The sequence below is a fragment of the Acinetobacter lwoffii genome (genome assembly GCF_024129855.1).
GTDB lineage: Bacteria > Pseudomonadota > Gammaproteobacteria > Pseudomonadales > Moraxellaceae > Acinetobacter > Acinetobacter lwoffii_L.
Map to the genome: position 1 here is coordinate 1 of NZ_JAMXXC010000037.1, position 16,420 is coordinate 16,420.

Consider the following 16,420-nt stretch of genomic DNA (forward strand, 5'->3'; position numbering starts at 1 on the left):
AAAGGCAAAGGCAATGTCCGCGAGTAGTGAAAATTAAAGCACAAAAATATCCAAGAAAATGCCAGTCAATTTCTTAACTGACTGGCATTACCCAAGAAGGGGGCTTTTTCAAACAGCAACGACTTAAACGTTAAAACGGAAGTGTAAAACATCGCCATCCTGAACGATATAAGTTTTACCTTCTAGACGCCATTTACCTGCTTCTTTCGCACCGGCTTCGCCGTTGTACTGCACAAAATCATCATAAGCGATACATTCTGCACGGATAAAGCCTTTTTCAAAGTCGGTATGAATCACGCCTGCCGCCTGTGGTGCAGTTGCGCCAACTTTCACGGTCCAGGCACGAACTTCTTGCACGCCCGCAGTGAAATAAGTTTGTAGGCCAAGTAATGAATAACCTGCACGAATGACCACATTTAAACCCGGCTCTTCCATGCCCATTGCTTCAAGGAATTCAGCACGGTCTTCATCTTCAAGCAATGAAATTTCAGCTTCAATCTGGTTGCAAAGTGGAACCACAATCGCATTTTCTTCAGCGGCCAATTTTCTCACTGCATCTAAATGGGGGTTATTTTCAAAACCGTCTTCAGCAACGTTGGCAATATACATGGTTGGTTTAAGGGTCATTAAACCAAAGCCACGTACCAGCTTGCGTTCGTCATCATCTAGGTCCGCTGCGCGAGCTGGTTTGCCTTCATCCAGTAAAGGTTGGATTTTTTCCAGAACAGCTTTAGTGGCAAGCGCTTCTTTGTCGCCACCCTTGGCAGATTTTGTCAAACGCGTAATCGCTTTGGCTACAGCGTCCAAGTCTGCAAGCGCAAGTTCGGTATTAATCGTAGCGATGTCATCTAGTGGATCAATACGACCATTCACATGAATGACGTTTTCATCTTCAAAACAACGCACAACGTGAGCAATTGCATCAGTTTCACGAATGTTGGCCAGAAACTGGTTACCCAAGCCTTCGCCCTTAGAAGCACCCGCTACCAGACCTGCGATGTCTACAAATTCCATAGAAGTCGGAATAACACGTTGCGGTTTAACAATTGCAGTCAATTTGTCTAAACGTGGATCAGGAACAGGTACAATCCCGGTGTTTGGTTCGATCGTACAGAAAGGGAAGTTTTCTGCAGCAATAGCAGCTTTGGTTAAGGCATTGAAAAGTGTAGATTTACCAACGTTCGGCAAGCCGACAATACCGCAATTAAAACCCATGAAATAACTCACAAAAGCGTTATATAAAAATTGCTCCCGATTTTACATGAAAGCACAGCTAAAGTCAGGTCATGCGCTTGTGGTTTATTGCAATCAAATGCTTCTGACGACCTAAAATGACTCGCTGAGCTTTCCGGGATGTATCGTGAGTCCACCAACCATAGAGGAATAATCAGCCAGTATTTTACTTTTGAATAAAAATCACATTGTTTTTCTAAAAGTGAGTGACTAAAGTATCTGAATAAAACGGCGGCCTACACGCCCTGATCCAATAACGATAAACATGGAGCATACATGCGAACTTTATACCAGTTTCCTTTATCTCACTTTTGCGAAAAAGCACGTTGGATGCTGGACCATAAAGAGCTGTACTATGTTGCTCACAATCTGATACCCGGGGTACACCGCGCTTTTGCCCGCCTGAAAACAGGTCAGAATCGTCTGCCTATTTTGCGTGATCAGGATCGCTGGATCGCAGATTCCACCCAGATTGCTCTGTATCTGGATGATACTTATCCAGAACATCGTTTACTGCACGCGGAAGGATATTTTCGAAATAAAGCTTTAGAAATTAATGAAATTACTTTGGAATTGGGTCGTCATGTCCGTCGCTGGATGCTCTCCCAAGCACTGACTTCTGATCATGAATCTCTGGATATTTTAATTGGTGAGCAGGGCTATCTGCGCCAGTTTGAAAAATTTTCTAAACCTTTATTGAAAGCGATGGTCGCCAAGGGTTATGCATTGAATGAGGAAACCGTGGCGGAATCTAAACAACATATTGATGTTGCTGTACAGCAGCTCAATCAGATGCTGGTCAGCCAAGGTGGGCATTATTTTGTCGGAAATCGTTTAGGTCTGGCGGATATTGCAGTCTGTTCCATGTTGGCACCGCTTCTGGCGATTCCAGGTACGCCGTGGGAAAAAGAAAATTTTGAAACCTTGTCCGAAGAATATCGCGACTATCAGCAGTATTTGAATGAGCTACCACTGGGTGAATATATTTGCCGTATTTACCGAACCGAACGCAATGCACGGGTAGACTGGCGTGGTGTATAAGTTTAAATGCTAATTCAAGAATTAAAAAAACGCGCATGAAGCGCGTTTTTTAATGAGATTATGATTAACCCCAAGGATTAGTCTGGTCGATATCAATATTTTTAGTAAAATTATTGAGGAGTGAACCAAAATCAAATCCGGATGAAGAACCGCCACTGCCGATATTCTGAATTGTATCTTTAATGCCCGGCAGGATAGCAGACAGATCAATATTGGAATCAGTCGTACCCACACCTTGGACAAGATCACCGAGGTCAGGCAATTCAATCGAAGAGCCACTACCAACCAACTGACCAACACCTTCGGCAATACTGCCTAAGTCAAAGCCGTTTGAAGCAGAGGAAATACCTTCGATCATACCACCCAGATCCAGATCGCTACCGAGATTGAGATTGCCTAATAATCCACCTAAATCTATGCCATTTGAACCATTCGCAATCAGACCGCTCAGTAAGTCAGTGAAGCCACCGACATCAAAACCACCTGTTGCATTTCCGCCTACAAAGCCGCTAATTAAATCGGTAATAGCACCAAGATCAAAATCACCGCCTGCATTGCCACCGATTAAGCCACCCACCAAGCCTGCAATTGCTCCAATATCTATATCACCTAAACCGCCAGAACCACCGATCAGACTACCGACCAATTCAGCAATTTGTGCGATATCCATCTCGCCATTGCCGCCGATGAGGTTGCTGACCAAACCTGCGATGGCACCGATATCTACACCGCCCAATCCGCCAGAACCGCCGATCAGGCCACTAACCAGTTGAGCGATTTGCGCAATATCAATCTCGCCATTGCCACCGATTAAGCCACCCACCAGACCTGCAATTGCTCCAATATCTATATCACCTAAACCGCCAGAACCACCGATCAGACCACCGACCAATTCAGCAATTTGTGCGATATCAATCTCGCCATTACCACCAATCAGGTTGCTGACCAGACCTGCGATGGCACCAATGTCTACGTCACCTAAACCGCCAGACCCACCAATCAGACCACCAACGAGCTGAGCGATTTGTGCGATATCGATATCGCCATTACCGCCGATCAGGTTGCCGACCAGACCTGCGATCGCACCGATATCAATATTGCTTGAACCACCGATTAAGCCACCAACCAGTTGAGCAATTTGCGCAATATCGATATCACCATTACCGCCAATTAGGTTGCCGACCAGACCTGCGATGGCACCGATATCAATATTACTTGAACCGCCGATCAGGCCACCGACCAGTTGAGAAATTTTACCAATATCAATATTGCCCGTACTGCCGCCCAATAAGCCGCCCACCAGTTTAGAAATAGCCTCAAGATCTAGGCTGCTGCTATTGCTCCCCATTAAGCTCTTTAATAAGTTGGTGACCTGGGTAATATTAAAGCTACCGCCATTGGATTGGGTTAAGCTACTGATCAGGCTTTGAATATTTAAACTTGAGGCATTCGAACCAGAAAATTGAGTTAATAAATTGCTGAGATTTGTCGTACTCAGGCTGCTTCCAGAAAGGAGATTATTTAATAATGAGCTGACTGAAGGTTGAGTATTGGATCCGGTGAGATTGCCAATAAGATTGGTGAGGGTACCTGATGTCGTTCCACCGAATAAGCCGCCCAATAAGCTCTTCGTTTGGGTTTCGACGGTTAAAACAGGACTCACTTTTGTTTTTATCAAGCTTAAAAGTTTAGAAGCCATGACCGTTCCTTGTGTAATATTTTTGAAATGCGCTATTTTTGTTTTTAAAGCGCCTTTGTTTTAATCTATTTCTATACACTTGTAAAAGATGGACGGTTAAGTCGTGTAGGGGCTGACAGGAATAGCCTATCTGTTGCCGTGTTTACCCAATTTAAATAATTTAAAAATAAAGATTTAACGTAAAATACCATTGGTCATATTTTTAATTAATGCGATTAACGGTCATTTAAACCCTCCTGAAAACCGTATTTATAAAATGAAATCCCATTTGGAAAAAAATTTCAGAATATGAAAATTTTGTGAAAAATAAATAAATATTGTATAACAGAGATGGCGCAAAATTTTCTGCATCTATTGATTATTGATATAAGAGTATAAAAATGGAACTGGATCGTTTCGATAAACATATTCTAGAAATATTGACCCATGAAGATGTCAATCTGAATGAACTGTCCGAGCGGGTGAATTTATCTGTCAGTTCGGTGCATCGCAGGATCAAACACTTAATCGATCATAATATTATCAGTGGCTTAAAACGTGAAATCAATTACCAGAAATTAGGTTTCAGCCTGCATGTGCTGTTACAGGTATCCTTAAGCAAACATGATAGCGATACTTTTGCTAAATTCCTGGAAGAACTGGAAAGTATTCCCGAAGTGATTAATGCCTTTTTGGTCACCGGTCAGTCTGCGGATTTTATTGTCGAAGTGGTGGCAAGAGATATGGAAAATTATAGTGAAATCCTGCTTAAGCGGATTGGAAAAATTGAGCATGTGGTGGCACTGCATTCCAGTTTTGTGATTAAAGAATATAATGTCTTTAACTGTAGCGGATTACTCAATAAAGTTTAATCAAAGCTAGGGTGGTGGACAGCCATAAAAAAAACGCACCCTAAGGTGCGTTTTTTGAATCAGACATATTTAAGCATCAAGTTCTGCTAAAACTGCGTCTGAGAATTCAACGTTGGTATAAACGTTTTGTACATCATCCAGATCTTCAAGCATATCAATCATTTTCATGATTTTTTTCGCTTGATCGATGTCTGTGATTTCTGCTTTGGTTGAAGGACTCATCACTACTTCAGCATTGTCAGATTTTAAACCTGCAGCAGTTAAAGCATCTTGAACTTCACCGAAGGCTTCAGGTGTGGTAATGACCAAGATATCATCTTCAGTGACTTCGATGTCTTCAGCACCTGCTTCTAATGCCACTTCCATGATTTGATCTTCCAAAGACACATCTTCAAAAGTGATCTCACCACGTTTCGTGAACAGGAATGCCACCGAACCATTGGTGCCTAAGTTACCATCAGTTTTAGAGAAGCAATGACGTACGTCAGGCACAGTACGGTTCAAGTTGTCAGTCATGGTTTCAACAATAACCGCAACACCACCTACACCATAACCTTCGTAGGTCACTTCTTTCAGGTCGTCGTTATCTTCGCCACCAGCACCACGTTGAATGGCACGGTTGATCACGTCACGTGTCATATTCACTGATAATGCTTTTTCAACCACAGCACGTAGACGAGGGTTGCTTGCAGTATCTGGACCACCAAGCTTTGCAGCAGTGGTTAATTCACGAATGTATTTGGTAAAAACTTTACCACGACTCGCATCTTGTTTTGCTTTGCGATGCTTAATATTGGCCCACTTGGAATGACCCGCCATGCGAACTATGCTCCTTGTAGATTGGCTGTATGCCTATCAGAATGCCGAAATTCTACCATAAGCGTTTTTTTAAAAAAAAGTGCCTGGATTTGAGATTTCAGGATAAAAACAAAAAAAGTGCAATATCGAGGAAAAATAGAAAGAGGATAGGGAGATTTATAATTCTATTTATACATTGATATAGACAGATGACTTGGACATAAAAAGCGAAATCGCTGATTATGTCCGTGCTTTTCTTTTAAAAAGCTTATTCTGGAATAACGATATCCAGACCAACCTTATCTTTATACAGTTGTTTGATCAAAGCCAGGTCATGCACAAGGTCTGTCGGATAGATCTTGCCAAGAATGCCACCTTGCTTGGTTCTGGAATTGGCGTATAACAACACGATCGGTACATTGGCAGCCTTGGCAATATGCCAGAAACCGGTACGGATCGGTTTGCGTGCTTCACCCTGTTTGGCTCGTGTCGCTTCGGGAGCAATGACCAGATTGAACTTTTCATTGTTCTGAAAATGTTCCACCATCTGGGTCACGATATCTTTACTGGCCTTGCGGTCAACCGGAATACCACCCACAGCGTTTAATAGCGGTTTGAAAGGTCCTTTAAATAATTCTTTTTTGATTAAGGTATGTACCTTGAGATCATAGATCTGGAACAGGGCAATTGACAGTACCGCATCCATCATTGAGGTATGTTCGAATCCAATAATGACCTGTTTGTCTTCAAGCACATCTGGTTCGACATGATATTGCCAACCTGCAAGTTTAAATGCAGATTCGCCAAGGAATTTGTTTAGCATAAGTACGGAGAAGTAAAAGCTGTATGTAGAGAACTGCATAATTTCATCTTGTTCGCCCATACAGTCAATAGGCTTTCCAATAAAATCAGCGAATAATGTAAAAATCTATGATTTATTCATCTTTTTAAGCTGCAAAATTAAGAGTTAATATATATAAATAAAATAATATTAATATCTTAAAAATATCAGTAGATACAAAAAAAGTCTTAAAATGATGAAAAAATGACTATCCAGAGCACACTTTAGTTATTAGACTTTTGTCGAAGAAGAAGACTGATACAGGTCTTTTCTATTTTCTTATTCTTTCTACTCTGAGATTGAAAAGTATGACGTACATGACAGCCTTCGTAGTCTCCCTATTGATTTTTGCGCTTATAATTGTATGGTCTTTGATCGAAATTAAGCAGGATTTACATAAAGACGAAGAAATGAAGTCTGAATTCTAGTCATTCTATCTTCTTTAGTTCTAGGCTATTCCTTTAACATTGCTGCCTGAGCAATAAAGAATTTTGATACCTTATAGATATACTAAGACCTTAAATCTATCAGTTTTACGCTTAGTAGACCGGATTAAATTCAAGATAAAGGCTCATTTATCTTAAATGATGCAGCATGTATCTCATTTTTCTATATGCCTCCTATACTGAAGTCTTAAGTAACTGAATTTTGACTAAGACAAGTCGCCCATGATTGCTGCCTAAATGTTCAAGCAGTTATAAAAGCACTTGTCTTTCCAAAAAATCTTAGCTAGTATTCATGACGCCTGAACTTATTGATAAATAAAGTTTTCAGCATATAGGGCCTATAGCTCAGTTGGTTAGAGCAGCGGACTCATAATCCGTTGGTCGACAGTTCAAGTCTGTCTGGGCCCACCATATAAAACAACCACTTAGGTGTACTAATCCTAAGTGGTTTTTTTGTTTTTAGATTCTGGTAAGCAAATGGTAAGCAGCTTAAATCAACATTATTCTGTAAGCATTCGCTAAACCCCATAGCTTTTTTTAATTTGAGTTGGGTTTCCATCGGTGTGGAAGTAATACTTCAATCTGGGTCACTTTATGTATCGGCAACCTTTTCGGCACATCACTTAATTGGGCATGCGGATCCAGTCCATTCAGCTTTGCTGACTGAATCAGGTGTATGATATTAGCTGCTCGCTGACAACTGCTCATCGAGCCAGCAAATAACTAGTTATTACGTCCCAAGGCCCTGGAACACATCTGATTTTAGATCCCTTATGAAGCAATGCTTCTTATGTTGATTGGTAAGTTACCATCAACCAGATAGCGGCCAGAGTGCTTGCCAGTTTTTTAGGCTGTAGTTGATCCTCAGAGCGGTTAGGGAATCCGATAGCAGCGTCAGATGGTGTTAGTTGAGCCATTAATATAGTCTCGATTTGAGGTATTCATTAAAGCGTTCAACTTTACCTTTGGTCGGCTTTGTTGCACAAAGATTTCATAACTATATGATTTTAAAAGTTTTGATTATTTTTTGATCCAAAATTAAATTTATTTAAATCAGATGCTTACATATTTATGCAACAAAGCCATGGATGAGTCGTAACACCATGACCTTTAAATATGATCGTGTGGGAAATGATTTTTATGTATATGTAGAGAATAATTTTAATGATTAATACCGCTAAAATAGCGGATAATTTAATGCAGATACTTATTTGTCAGTTTGAGTAGATGTGGATGGTGTGAAATTGAAATATAGGGAAGTTGTAAGTGTATTTATGTCGTATATACAAAAAATGAGAGAGCATTCTTGATTAAAAGAAAGTAAAGCTTGGGTAGCCTTGCTAAGACTGGGCGGAATTTAAAACCGAGTGAAATCATTTATTAAAGCGTAAAGAAATAGATTTTGAGTTTGGGGGAAATGATGAATTTTTGGGTTGCTGGTGCTGATTGGGATGGTGAAGATAAAACACCTGAGTTTATTGAAAAAGGCATTTGGCAGAATGGCTATACAGATAAATATCTGGATCGCGTAAATGCTATTCAAGCAGGGGATCGAATTGCAATAAAAGCAATTTATGGCCAAAAATATAATATGCCGTTTAATAATTACGGTTGTCTTGTAAGCTGCATGAAAGTCAAAGCCATTGGTACCGTAAAGAAAAACTTAAATGATGGACGCACCTTAGAAGTCGAATGGGAGCAACAATTTGAACCTGAAAAAATAATTTACTTTTATACTTATCGTCAAACAATCACCCGTATAAAAAGAAAAGATGTCCAAGACTGTATCTTTTCAGGCCATACTCAGGATTTAACTGAACTTGAAAACCTCTATAAAAAACGATCAGAGAGTAGAAAAGAAAAGCTAACGGATGAATTTATTCTAAAGCAGTTTAAAAATGTTCCGAATTTTAATCACATTGAACAAAATACTGAGCATCGAAAGCTTTTTCTAGAGTTGGCAAGATATATCCATGAAACACCTATGGATTGGTGGGTTGCACCTTCAGAGCGGCCTCCGGTTAGATTCGGCACAAACAATAAATTCAATGGGCGAAATAGTACAGTGAGCTATGTGGCTGCTGTTGGTTTCGATCAAGATGGCACATTCTATATTCCAAATGAAAATGAATCAGAGTTTTCAATAGATGAGTTAGGAACAATTCGATTAACGGCCTCCAAATTAGAAGAACTCAAAAGCATGTCCTTGAACAAAATGGAAACTGATCGAGATCCTTTTGTGGGTTATTGGCCGGAAAACTATAACAATATTGATATAATAGAGACTAACATGAATCCATCAGAACAGATAAAACAGCCCCTAAACCGTATTTTATTTGGTGCAGCGGGTACAGGTAAAACTTACCATACGATTAACCATGCCTTATCCATTATTGAAAACAAACCTCTCGAAATTTTAGAACAAGAAGATCGCACGGCGCTAAAATTACGTTTTGATCAGTACAAAGAACAAGGTCAAATTAAGTTTGTCACTTTCCATCAAAGTTTTAGTTATGAAGATTTTGTGGAAGGGATTCGTGCTGAAACGGATGATAATGGGCAGTTAAGCTATGATGTAAAAGCAGGCGTATTTAAAGAGATTTGTGAAGATGCCCAAATAGAAATTGATGCTAAGCAAAATAATGTATCAGCACCGATTGAAGCAAGCATCAATAGTGCGATTGATCAACTCATTACTCAGGCTAAAACAGAGGAAATGATTTTTCATACTAAACGTGGTGCGGAAATTAAAGTATCAAGTAATTCAGCAGGCACGTTATTCGCTCTTACATCTACAGGAAGTAATATCACTTTATCTATTAGGCATATTCGTAACTATTTGAAGACACAAAGTGACATTATTGTTGATCAAAAAAGTTATGAATGGGCTATCGCTAATTCATTACGTTCAGAAGTTGAATATACAAAGTCTATTGAAAAAGTAAAACCTTATGTACTCATCATTGATGAAATTAACCGAGGTAACATTTCCCGTATCTTTGGTGAATTGATTACGCTAATTGAAGATTCAAAACGTCAAGGCGCAGACGAAGCATTGTCGGTGACACTTCCATATTCTAAAGATGACTTCTCTGTACCTGATAATGTTTACATTATTGGTACCATGAATTCGTCTGACCGATCTTTAACAGGTTTAGATATTGCCTTGCGCCGTCGCTTTACTTTTATCGAAATGCCACCAAAGCCTGAGCTTCTAACTGGCGTTGAGGTTAAGGGTTTGGATATTAGAAAGTTATTAGAAGTCATCAATCAGCGTATTGAGGTGTTATTAGACCGAGATCACTGTATTGGGCATGCCAACTTTATGACTTTGCAGAAAGATCCATCTCTTACTAACTTAGCGCAAATATTTAAGCAAAAAATCATTCCTCAGCTTCAAGAGTATTTCTTTGATGATTGGTCTAAGATCAATATGGTGCTCAATGCAAATGGCATGCTGCGATCTAATGGTATAGATAAATCAGTATTATTCCCAAATGTAGCACATGAATCGGAGAGCTATTTTGAGGAGCAGAAAACATGGGAAGTCGTCGATGATGTATTTAATTCAATAGAGAGCTTTACTAAGATTATTAAGCACTAATTGGGGATCGTGATGCCTGATTTTACCGTCCGAGAATATGCCTTCATTAGCGTTGCTTATGAAGGCTGTCCTGATCCAACTTTAGACCATGCTTATATATCTGGGAAAGCATTTGAGCATCTATGTGGGCTCTCAGCATCATTTTCAAAGCACGGTGCGAAAGTATTTGAGTTGGCAGGGCGAAGAAAGCTTAAGCTTGATCAATATGTGGGAGTGATAGAAACCCCATGTGGTACACGGATTGAAATCCTCCCTAAACATGTGGAGCTTAATGGCACTGATGATCAAGATATTATTCAGCAAGAACGTAAACTGCTTCAGAAAATGCTGAGTGTTTCACTACATTTACCATATAGAGAAGCAGGAAGTGCCAATTTAAACCGCTTTAAACAACCTTTGCATGAATGGATTATGACGCAGTTCCTTGCCTCGTTTGAGCGTTTGGTACAACGTGGTTTACGTTTTGATTATAACCGTGTGCAAGAGGAACAAAATTTTTTACGTGGACAATTACAGCATGTGAAATATATGCGTCAGCCACTTACAAAGAAACATATCTTTCCGATTGAGCATGATGTTTATGAGGTGAATCGACCTGAAAATAGATTGATACGTACAGCCTTAGAAGTGGTGTGTAAAAAGAGCAAAGACGCAAGTAATTGGAAATTGGCGCAAGAGCTGAGACTCATGACCAATGAGATCCCTCGATGCCAAAAGATTAAGCAGGATTTTAGACAATGGCAGTCAGGACGTTTACTCGCTTTGTATGCTGAGATTAAACCTTGGACGGAGTTAATCTTAGGTGAATATATGCCTGTATCTACTCAGGGGGAGTGGCGTGGCATGAGTTTACTCTTCCCAATGGAGAAGCTATTTGAGCACTATGTTGCTTATCATCTACGCCGTAACTTACCTGAATATACTGTGAAGACACAGTATGCGACGGAGCATATTTGTCAGCATCAAGAACGTCGTATTTTTAAGCTTAAGCCTGATATTTTCATTGAATGTCTGAATGCAAAACCGATTGTGATGGATACCAAGTGGAAGTTGATTGATCAAAGTGATCGAGCTGGGCGTTATGGTTTGAAAGATAGTGATATTCAGCAAATGTTTGCTTATAGCCACTATTACCTCAAGCATGACAGTGATGTTGTACTTGTCTATCCATATCGGAAGGACAAGTTCACGCAGCCATTGGATGACTTTAAGTTTAGGCTTCCCTCTAGTGCAAAACTACGTGTAGTACCTTTCAATGTAGATGATCCAAAAAACTTCAAAATTATTTAGTCTTTTATCTTGTGAGGTCAGTCCCATATTTGGGACTAAAATCTACTTTTTAGCTAGATCAGTCCCAGTTTAGGTACTTTTCGTTTGGCAGAAATAGGCAATTATTTATGGGTAATGTAGTTTTATTCATTAAGTTCTTTTAGTCTTTGTAAAACCTGTTCCGAAAATGGTAGCCAATAGTTCCAAGATTTATATTTAGGATTATAGGAGCCAATCCCTTCACGTTTCCATTCTTTGAGCATTGCAATGATTTCAGGGTTATATGCGCTATTCACTGAAACCATACCACTCGCAAAATGGCGAACATTAAGATGCATGCCTTTCACTTTAAATTTATAGTCCTGCCAATTCGGACTGGTGTTCTGTAGTTCAGACGTTACGGGTAGAGTGGTTGTGATTTTGTAGGAAGTAGGTGTTATTTGTTGCCCAGTGGATTGTTTTTGAGGAAATGGGTAAATCCATCTTCTATTGTCCAGGTTCTCGAGGATTTGCTGTGTGGCTTCTGTACTTGGAATTGCAATATCACTGTTAAGAAGTGGTGATAAATCGATTTCAATACATTTTGATTTAAATGCCTCAATGCGTTTTAGTTTTTCAGCATCAATAAAATGAGTGACTGCGATCTCAATTAAAATAGGTTCGCCATCAAAATAACCAATAAGGTCAGGGCGAATTAAACCGAGAGAAAATTCAGGTAATAATTTTTCGAAGGTCCACCATGCAGCTTCACTATCTGAATCAGGTAGGGCAGGAAGCATAAGTCCCATAGATTCAAGAATAACTTCTTTGGCATATTTATGGAGTACAGATTCAGGGTTAATCGTACAGCTTTCTTTATTGCTTGCGTGTGCAAAATGATGTTCTTTAATTTCCCCTTTACGAGCGATCACAGCTTCACCACATTCAAAGCAAGTGCATTGGCATGCGAGTCCACGTTCAACCTGCTTAATATTAACCAATTTATTATTTTCGTTTAATGCAATATACATCGTCATGATTAAAATCCTTTAGGAAGTTGATTTACTCATTCACTATGCTTGTGATCTAATTGTCCTAACACCGTATAAAGGGGAAATACGGGTAAAATGGGGGTTTAAGTGTCTGAATTAAAATTAAAAGTTTTTGTTGTGTTAGATGATATTTTAAAGAAGGACTTAGCAGATAACAGAGCATACGATTGCTTAAAAGTAATCTGTAGCGCATCGATTGATGCTTTAAATACTCAAAATGAAGAGCTAATAACGTATTCCAGGTATCAACTAAAACTCATTCTTGATGGTCAGCAATCTGTTGCATCGATGGATTCAAAAGATCTAGGGAAGTGGATGAGTGACAAAAAATTAAGTGCATTCCTTGATCGTGTCATCACAAAACATACTAAAAAATTCAAAGAGATTGGTTATATTCCTGTTGTAAAAACCAACGATACAATTGGAGGAAAAGGAAATGAGCGCCGTTATTGGTTGGATATTACAGAATACGCTCAGACCCAAAATGAAGAAGATCAAAAGCTTGATGAGAATGAAATTTCTTATGAGCGGGTTGATCCTTCTGAAATTAAATTGTCTTGGTTTTACCGATTTATATTTAAAAAAGGAGAGATTAGAAATAAAAGCTTTAGAGGTTTGATGATGCTGATCGTTCTTTTAGGCGGTTTTATTTCGTGGGCTTTATATGTTTGTGCATTTTCATTGGTTTTAGTACGTGAAGGACAAAACTTCACGACACTTGATTTGTTGTTTATAGCCTGTTTAATTGGATTTTCTTACCTATCATTCAAATATTGGTTCACTCCGTTATGGAATTTACCAGAGCATCGAGTCATTAAGGCACCTATGACGTTTATTTCACTTAATGAGGATCATGCTGATATTGAGATGTATCGTGATAGAGAGCGTAATCAATTAACACGTATAACTCGGTTTAAAGGGATATGTCCGATTTGTTCAGCAGAGGTTGTACTTAGAATTGGTCAACCTGATCATAATTTGCCATTAGTTGGACGTTGTGTAGAAAGTCCTTTTGCGCATGTGTATAGCTTTGATCGGGTGTTAATGAGTGGAAAGCTGTTAAGTCGGTAATCATATTGAAATTAAGGGGGGGATCATTTAAGACAATGAGCTATTCTCCTATTTTGACAATCAATACAAATCAAACGAATCATATATATGTGGTTGGTGATTTGCATGGCTGTTATAGCCTTTTGATGCAAGAACTCCAAAATATTAATTTTGATTTTCAAAATGATGTGCTTATTTGTACAGGTGATCTTGTAGATCGAGGCGCAGAAAATTTAGTCTGTATTTCCTTATTGGATGAAGCTTGGTTTTATACCGTGCGTGGTAATCATGAAGAAATGTGTATCAAGTCAGCTCATGATCCTAAAATAAAAGAGATTCACGCACGTAATGGAGGTGAATGGTTTTATCAGTTATCTCAAATACAGCGGCTAGAAATTATTGAACGTTTTAAGCAATTGCCTTTAGTGATCGAAGTCCAATTGAAAAATAAAAAGATTGGTGTTGTACATCCGCTAAACCTTGCCAATCTGCTTTTAAATATTCAATCACCTCTGTTTTGTATAAGCCATTCACTGTTTCAGCCAAAGCATTATCGTATGAATCACCAGTTGTACCGACTGACGCTCGTAAATTTGCTGCTTCTAGACGATTAGTATAGCGAATGGAAAGATATTGCACACCTCTATCGGAATGATGAATTACATGCTTTGGCATACCTCGATCATGCAAAGCTTGTTCTAATGCATCAAGCACTATATCTGTATTCATACGTGTTGATACTTTCCACCCAACAATTGCTCGTGAAAACACATCAATAATAAATGCGGTATAGACCCAACCTGACTTGGTTTGAATATACGTGAAGTCAGCGACCTGAGAAGCATTGCTTCGCAAGGGTCAGGATGATCTGCATTAAAATTGCGTTTTACTAAGTCATCTGCTCGTTTTTGATCATCTCGGCTACGGGTGGTTTGTTTATTCTTACCACGCCAAAAACCTTGTATACCTACCTTATGCATCAATCGAGCAACTGTACAACGTGCGATAACATAACCTTCACGTTTCAATTGTTGCCAGACCTTACGCACACCATATCGACCAGAACTTTCTTTCCAAATTCGTTTAATTTGTTCAGCATGATGCAAGTCATGTAAATCTCGTTTCGCTCGATGTTATGGATTATCAAAGAGATCTAAAGTTCGATAATAGGTCGAAGCCGCGATCGGTAAAATCCTGCAAATCGCCTCAACACCATATAACGCCTTATTGTTATGGATAAAATCCACCATTATTTGTGTGGGCGGTCGAGCTCCGCCTGGGCGAAAAAAGCAGCTGCTTTCCGTAGAATCTCATTGGCACGTTTTAATTCTTTAATTTCACCTTCCATTTGCTTCATTTTTTCTTGATCAGATATCTGTTGTACTTTAATAGGATTTTGCTGATCTAAATGCTTTTGATGCCAAACACGTAGTGTTTCAGGAGTACAGCCAATCTTAGGAGCAATTGCTGTGATTGCAGCCCAATACGATGGATAGTCTCTCAGAATATTGACTCTCCGACAAACACGGTACGGTTCACTATCGGGATGTTGAGCAGTTAAGAAAAGTTGGGTTCAGCGGATGCTTACTTTAAAATCAGGAACAGCCCGTCTAGCTGCTATTTATTTTGATTACCAGGAAAGTGTGGAGTGGCATAAAAAGCAACTTGAATTGAGATAGTTTTATAAATTGTGTCCTAACTAAAGATTACAGTAGTAATCTTTAGTTGTTGAAATTTACTTGGGTAAAAAGGTTAAAAATTTTCATCAGATTAAGGATGAATTTTATTTAACTAAAAGCTGTTTATTAAATCAGTGGCTATTCAGTCCAATGTTATTTTAGTGCTAGATTGTTGTTTTTTTAGTGATAAATAAGCAGAATTGTACTTTGCTTGGAAGTTATTTGAGGGGTAAGGAGTGAAAACGATACTGCTTTCGATCATGGGGATAAGCCCTCAGGTATTAACTGAAACACTTTATGCAATTCACATGCAAGGTAAGCCTTTTCCTGATGAAGTTTACTTAATCACATCAGTAAATGCAAAAGCAAAAGCAATTGAGTGGTTATTTGAAAGAAGGCAGATTGAGGATTTAAAAGCGCATCATAACCTTCCAGACTTCAAATTTGAATTAAGTCATATTTTGCTGATGCAACATGATGATGGTGTGGAGATTTTTAATGGGCGTGAAGAAGAGGATCAACAAAGTATTGCGGACTCCATTACTCGTATTGTTGCTAAGTTCACTGCAGATGAGAACTGTCGAATTCACGCATCAATAGCAGGTGGTCGCAAGACTATGGCATTTTATATGGGCTATGCCATGTCAATCTTTGGTAGAGAACAAGATATTTTAAGTCATGTTTTTGTTAGTAAAGATTTTGAATTTTCGGAGAATTTTTTTTTCCCAACCTTAAACGATAATTATATTGCTAACAAAGATAAGGTTTTAAATACTAAAGAAGCAAAAGTGGCTTTGTTGCACAAAGATTTAAAAGATAACACTCTGCTCATTTGAACAGAATTCAAGTGACAACTTGGGTATGAGGACGACCTAATT

At 39.0% G+C, this 16,420-nt stretch carries 11 protein-coding genes, 1 tRNA gene, 3 pseudogenes and 1 other annotated feature; of the genes and pseudogenes, 8 read left to right on the plus strand and 7 right to left on the minus strand.

All coding sequences use genetic code 11. From position 1 onward, the window contains the following. Window positions 1-123: 123 nt before the first annotated feature. Window positions 124-1,215 (minus strand): redox-regulated ATPase YchF, encoded by a 1,092-nt coding sequence (gene ychF, locus NI465_RS15490; RefSeq protein ID WP_004645523.1) that lies wholly within the window; start codon window positions 1,213-1,215, stop codon window positions 124-126. A gap of 294 nt (window positions 1,216-1,509) precedes the next feature. On the opposite strand from ychF, the gene NI465_RS15495 reads away from it, so the two are divergent. After that, window positions 1,510-2,274 (plus strand): glutathione S-transferase family protein, encoded by a 765-nt coding sequence (locus NI465_RS15495; protein WP_004645522.1) that lies wholly within the window; start codon window positions 1,510-1,512, stop codon window positions 2,272-2,274. 64 nt (window positions 2,275-2,338) lie between these two features. Here NI465_RS15495 and NI465_RS15500 read toward each other — a convergent pair whose 3' ends face one another. Beyond that, window positions 2,339-3,973 carry a hypothetical protein gene (locus tag NI465_RS15500; RefSeq protein ID WP_253145900.1) on the minus strand — a complete coding sequence of 545 codons (1,635 nt, stop codon included), beginning with the start codon at window positions 3,971-3,973 and terminating at the stop codon, window positions 2,339-2,341. A 380-nt stretch (window positions 3,974-4,353) separates the two neighbouring features. Here NI465_RS15500 and NI465_RS15505 point away from each other — a divergent pair, with 380 nt between their 5' ends. Then, complete coding sequence (locus NI465_RS15505) at window positions 4,354-4,824, plus strand: Lrp/AsnC family transcriptional regulator (protein WP_004645518.1); 471 nt, start codon at window positions 4,354-4,356, stop codon at window positions 4,822-4,824. Window positions 4,825-4,893: 69 nt separating this feature from the next. Here NI465_RS15505 and NI465_RS15510 read toward each other — a convergent pair whose 3' ends face one another. Both NI465_RS15510 and NI465_RS15515 read right to left on the minus strand, forming a co-directional pair. Continuing rightward, window positions 4,894-5,643 (minus strand): YebC/PmpR family DNA-binding transcriptional regulator, encoded by a 750-nt coding sequence (locus NI465_RS15510; protein ID WP_004645516.1) that lies wholly within the window; start codon window positions 5,641-5,643, stop codon window positions 4,894-4,896. Between the two features lie 247 nt (window positions 5,644-5,890). Beyond that, entirely contained in the window at window positions 5,891-6,445 is a 555-nt protein-coding gene (locus NI465_RS15515) for a 1-acyl-sn-glycerol-3-phosphate acyltransferase (protein WP_180086961.1), read from the minus strand. Between the two features lie 798 nt (window positions 6,446-7,243). Between NI465_RS15515 and NI465_RS15520 the strand changes: the two genes are divergently transcribed. Next, window positions 7,244-7,320: transfer RNA gene (locus NI465_RS15520), tRNA-Ile, on the plus strand. A gap of 126 nt (window positions 7,321-7,446) precedes the next feature. Here NI465_RS15520 and NI465_RS15525 read toward each other — a convergent pair. Next, window positions 7,447-7,813 (minus strand): annotated as a pseudogene (locus NI465_RS15525) (transposase domain-containing protein); the annotation flags it as partial. A 516-nt stretch (window positions 7,814-8,329) separates the two neighbouring features. Here NI465_RS15525 and NI465_RS15530 point away from each other — a divergent pair. Then, entirely contained in the window at window positions 8,330-10,513 is a 2,184-nt protein-coding gene (locus NI465_RS15530) for an McrB family protein (protein ID WP_253145901.1), read from the plus strand. Window positions 10,514-10,525: 12 nt separating this feature from the next. Continuing rightward, the gene (locus NI465_RS15535) at window positions 10,526-11,803 is read left to right on the plus strand and encodes an McrC family protein (protein ID WP_253145903.1); all 1,278 of its coding nucleotides are present in this window, start codon (window positions 10,526-10,528) and stop codon (window positions 11,801-11,803) included. Between the two features lie 122 nt (window positions 11,804-11,925). Here the strand turns inward: NI465_RS15535 and NI465_RS15540 are convergent, their stop codons facing one another. Then, window positions 11,926-12,798, minus strand: coding sequence for a competence protein CoiA family protein (locus tag NI465_RS15540; protein WP_253145905.1), 873 nt, complete (start codon window positions 12,796-12,798; stop codon window positions 11,926-11,928). Window positions 12,799-12,900: 102 nt separating this feature from the next. On the opposite strand from NI465_RS15540, the gene NI465_RS15545 reads away from it, so the two are divergent. Both NI465_RS15545 and NI465_RS15550 read left to right on the plus strand, forming a co-directional pair. Beyond that, window positions 12,901-13,884: a hypothetical protein gene (locus tag NI465_RS15545; RefSeq protein ID WP_253145907.1), complete on the plus strand. Its 984-nt coding sequence runs from the start codon at window positions 12,901-12,903 to the stop codon at window positions 13,882-13,884. A gap of 35 nt (window positions 13,885-13,919) precedes the next feature. Further along, a pseudogene (locus NI465_RS15550) lies at window positions 13,920-14,333 on the plus strand (metallophosphoesterase); the annotation flags it as partial. Here NI465_RS15550 and NI465_RS15555 read toward each other — a convergent pair. After that, a pseudogene (locus tag NI465_RS15555) lies at window positions 14,326-15,364 on the minus strand (IS3 family transposase); the annotation flags it as partial. The pseudogenes NI465_RS15550 and NI465_RS15555 sit on opposite strands and share 8 nt — an antisense overlap. After that, window positions 15,039-15,155, minus strand: a sequence feature (AL1L pseudoknot). (Overlaps the previous pseudogene by 117 nt.) Before the next feature lie 414 nt (window positions 15,365-15,778). On the opposite strand from NI465_RS15555, the gene csm6 reads away from it, so the two are divergent. Beyond that, window positions 15,779-16,378: a CRISPR-associated ring nuclease Csm6 gene (gene csm6 / locus NI465_RS15560; RefSeq protein WP_253145909.1), complete on the plus strand. Its 600-nt coding sequence runs from the start codon at window positions 15,779-15,781 to the stop codon at window positions 16,376-16,378. The last annotated feature ends 42 nt before the right edge of the window (window positions 16,379-16,420 follow it).

Bases quoted from the DNA above. Each gene is read 5' to 3' on its own strand.
- NI465_RS15530 (WP_253145901.1), top strand. From the start codon at position 8,330: ATGAATTTTTGGGTTGCTGGTGCTGATTGGGATGGTGAAGATAAAACA.
- NI465_RS15540 (WP_253145905.1), bottom strand. From the start codon at position 12,798: ATGACGATGTATATTGCATTAAACGAAAATAATAAATTGGTTAATATT.
- ychF (WP_004645523.1), bottom strand. From the start codon at position 1,215: ATGGGTTTTAATTGCGGTATTGTCGGCTTGCCGAACGTTGGTAAATCT.
- NI465_RS15515 (WP_180086961.1), bottom strand. From the start codon at position 6,445: ATGCTAAACAAATTCCTTGGCGAATCTGCATTTAAACTTGCAGGTTGG.
- NI465_RS15500 (WP_253145900.1), bottom strand. From the start codon at position 3,973: ATGGCTTCTAAACTTTTAAGCTTGATAAAAACAAAAGTGAGTCCTGTT.
- NI465_RS15495 (WP_004645522.1), top strand. From the start codon at position 1,510: ATGCGAACTTTATACCAGTTTCCTTTATCTCACTTTTGCGAAAAAGCA.
- NI465_RS15505 (WP_004645518.1), top strand. From the start codon at position 4,354: ATGGAACTGGATCGTTTCGATAAACATATTCTAGAAATATTGACCCAT.
- NI465_RS15535 (WP_253145903.1), top strand. From the start codon at position 10,526: ATGCCTGATTTTACCGTCCGAGAATATGCCTTCATTAGCGTTGCTTAT.
- NI465_RS15510 (WP_004645516.1), bottom strand. From the start codon at position 5,643: ATGGCGGGTCATTCCAAGTGGGCCAATATTAAGCATCGCAAAGCAAAA.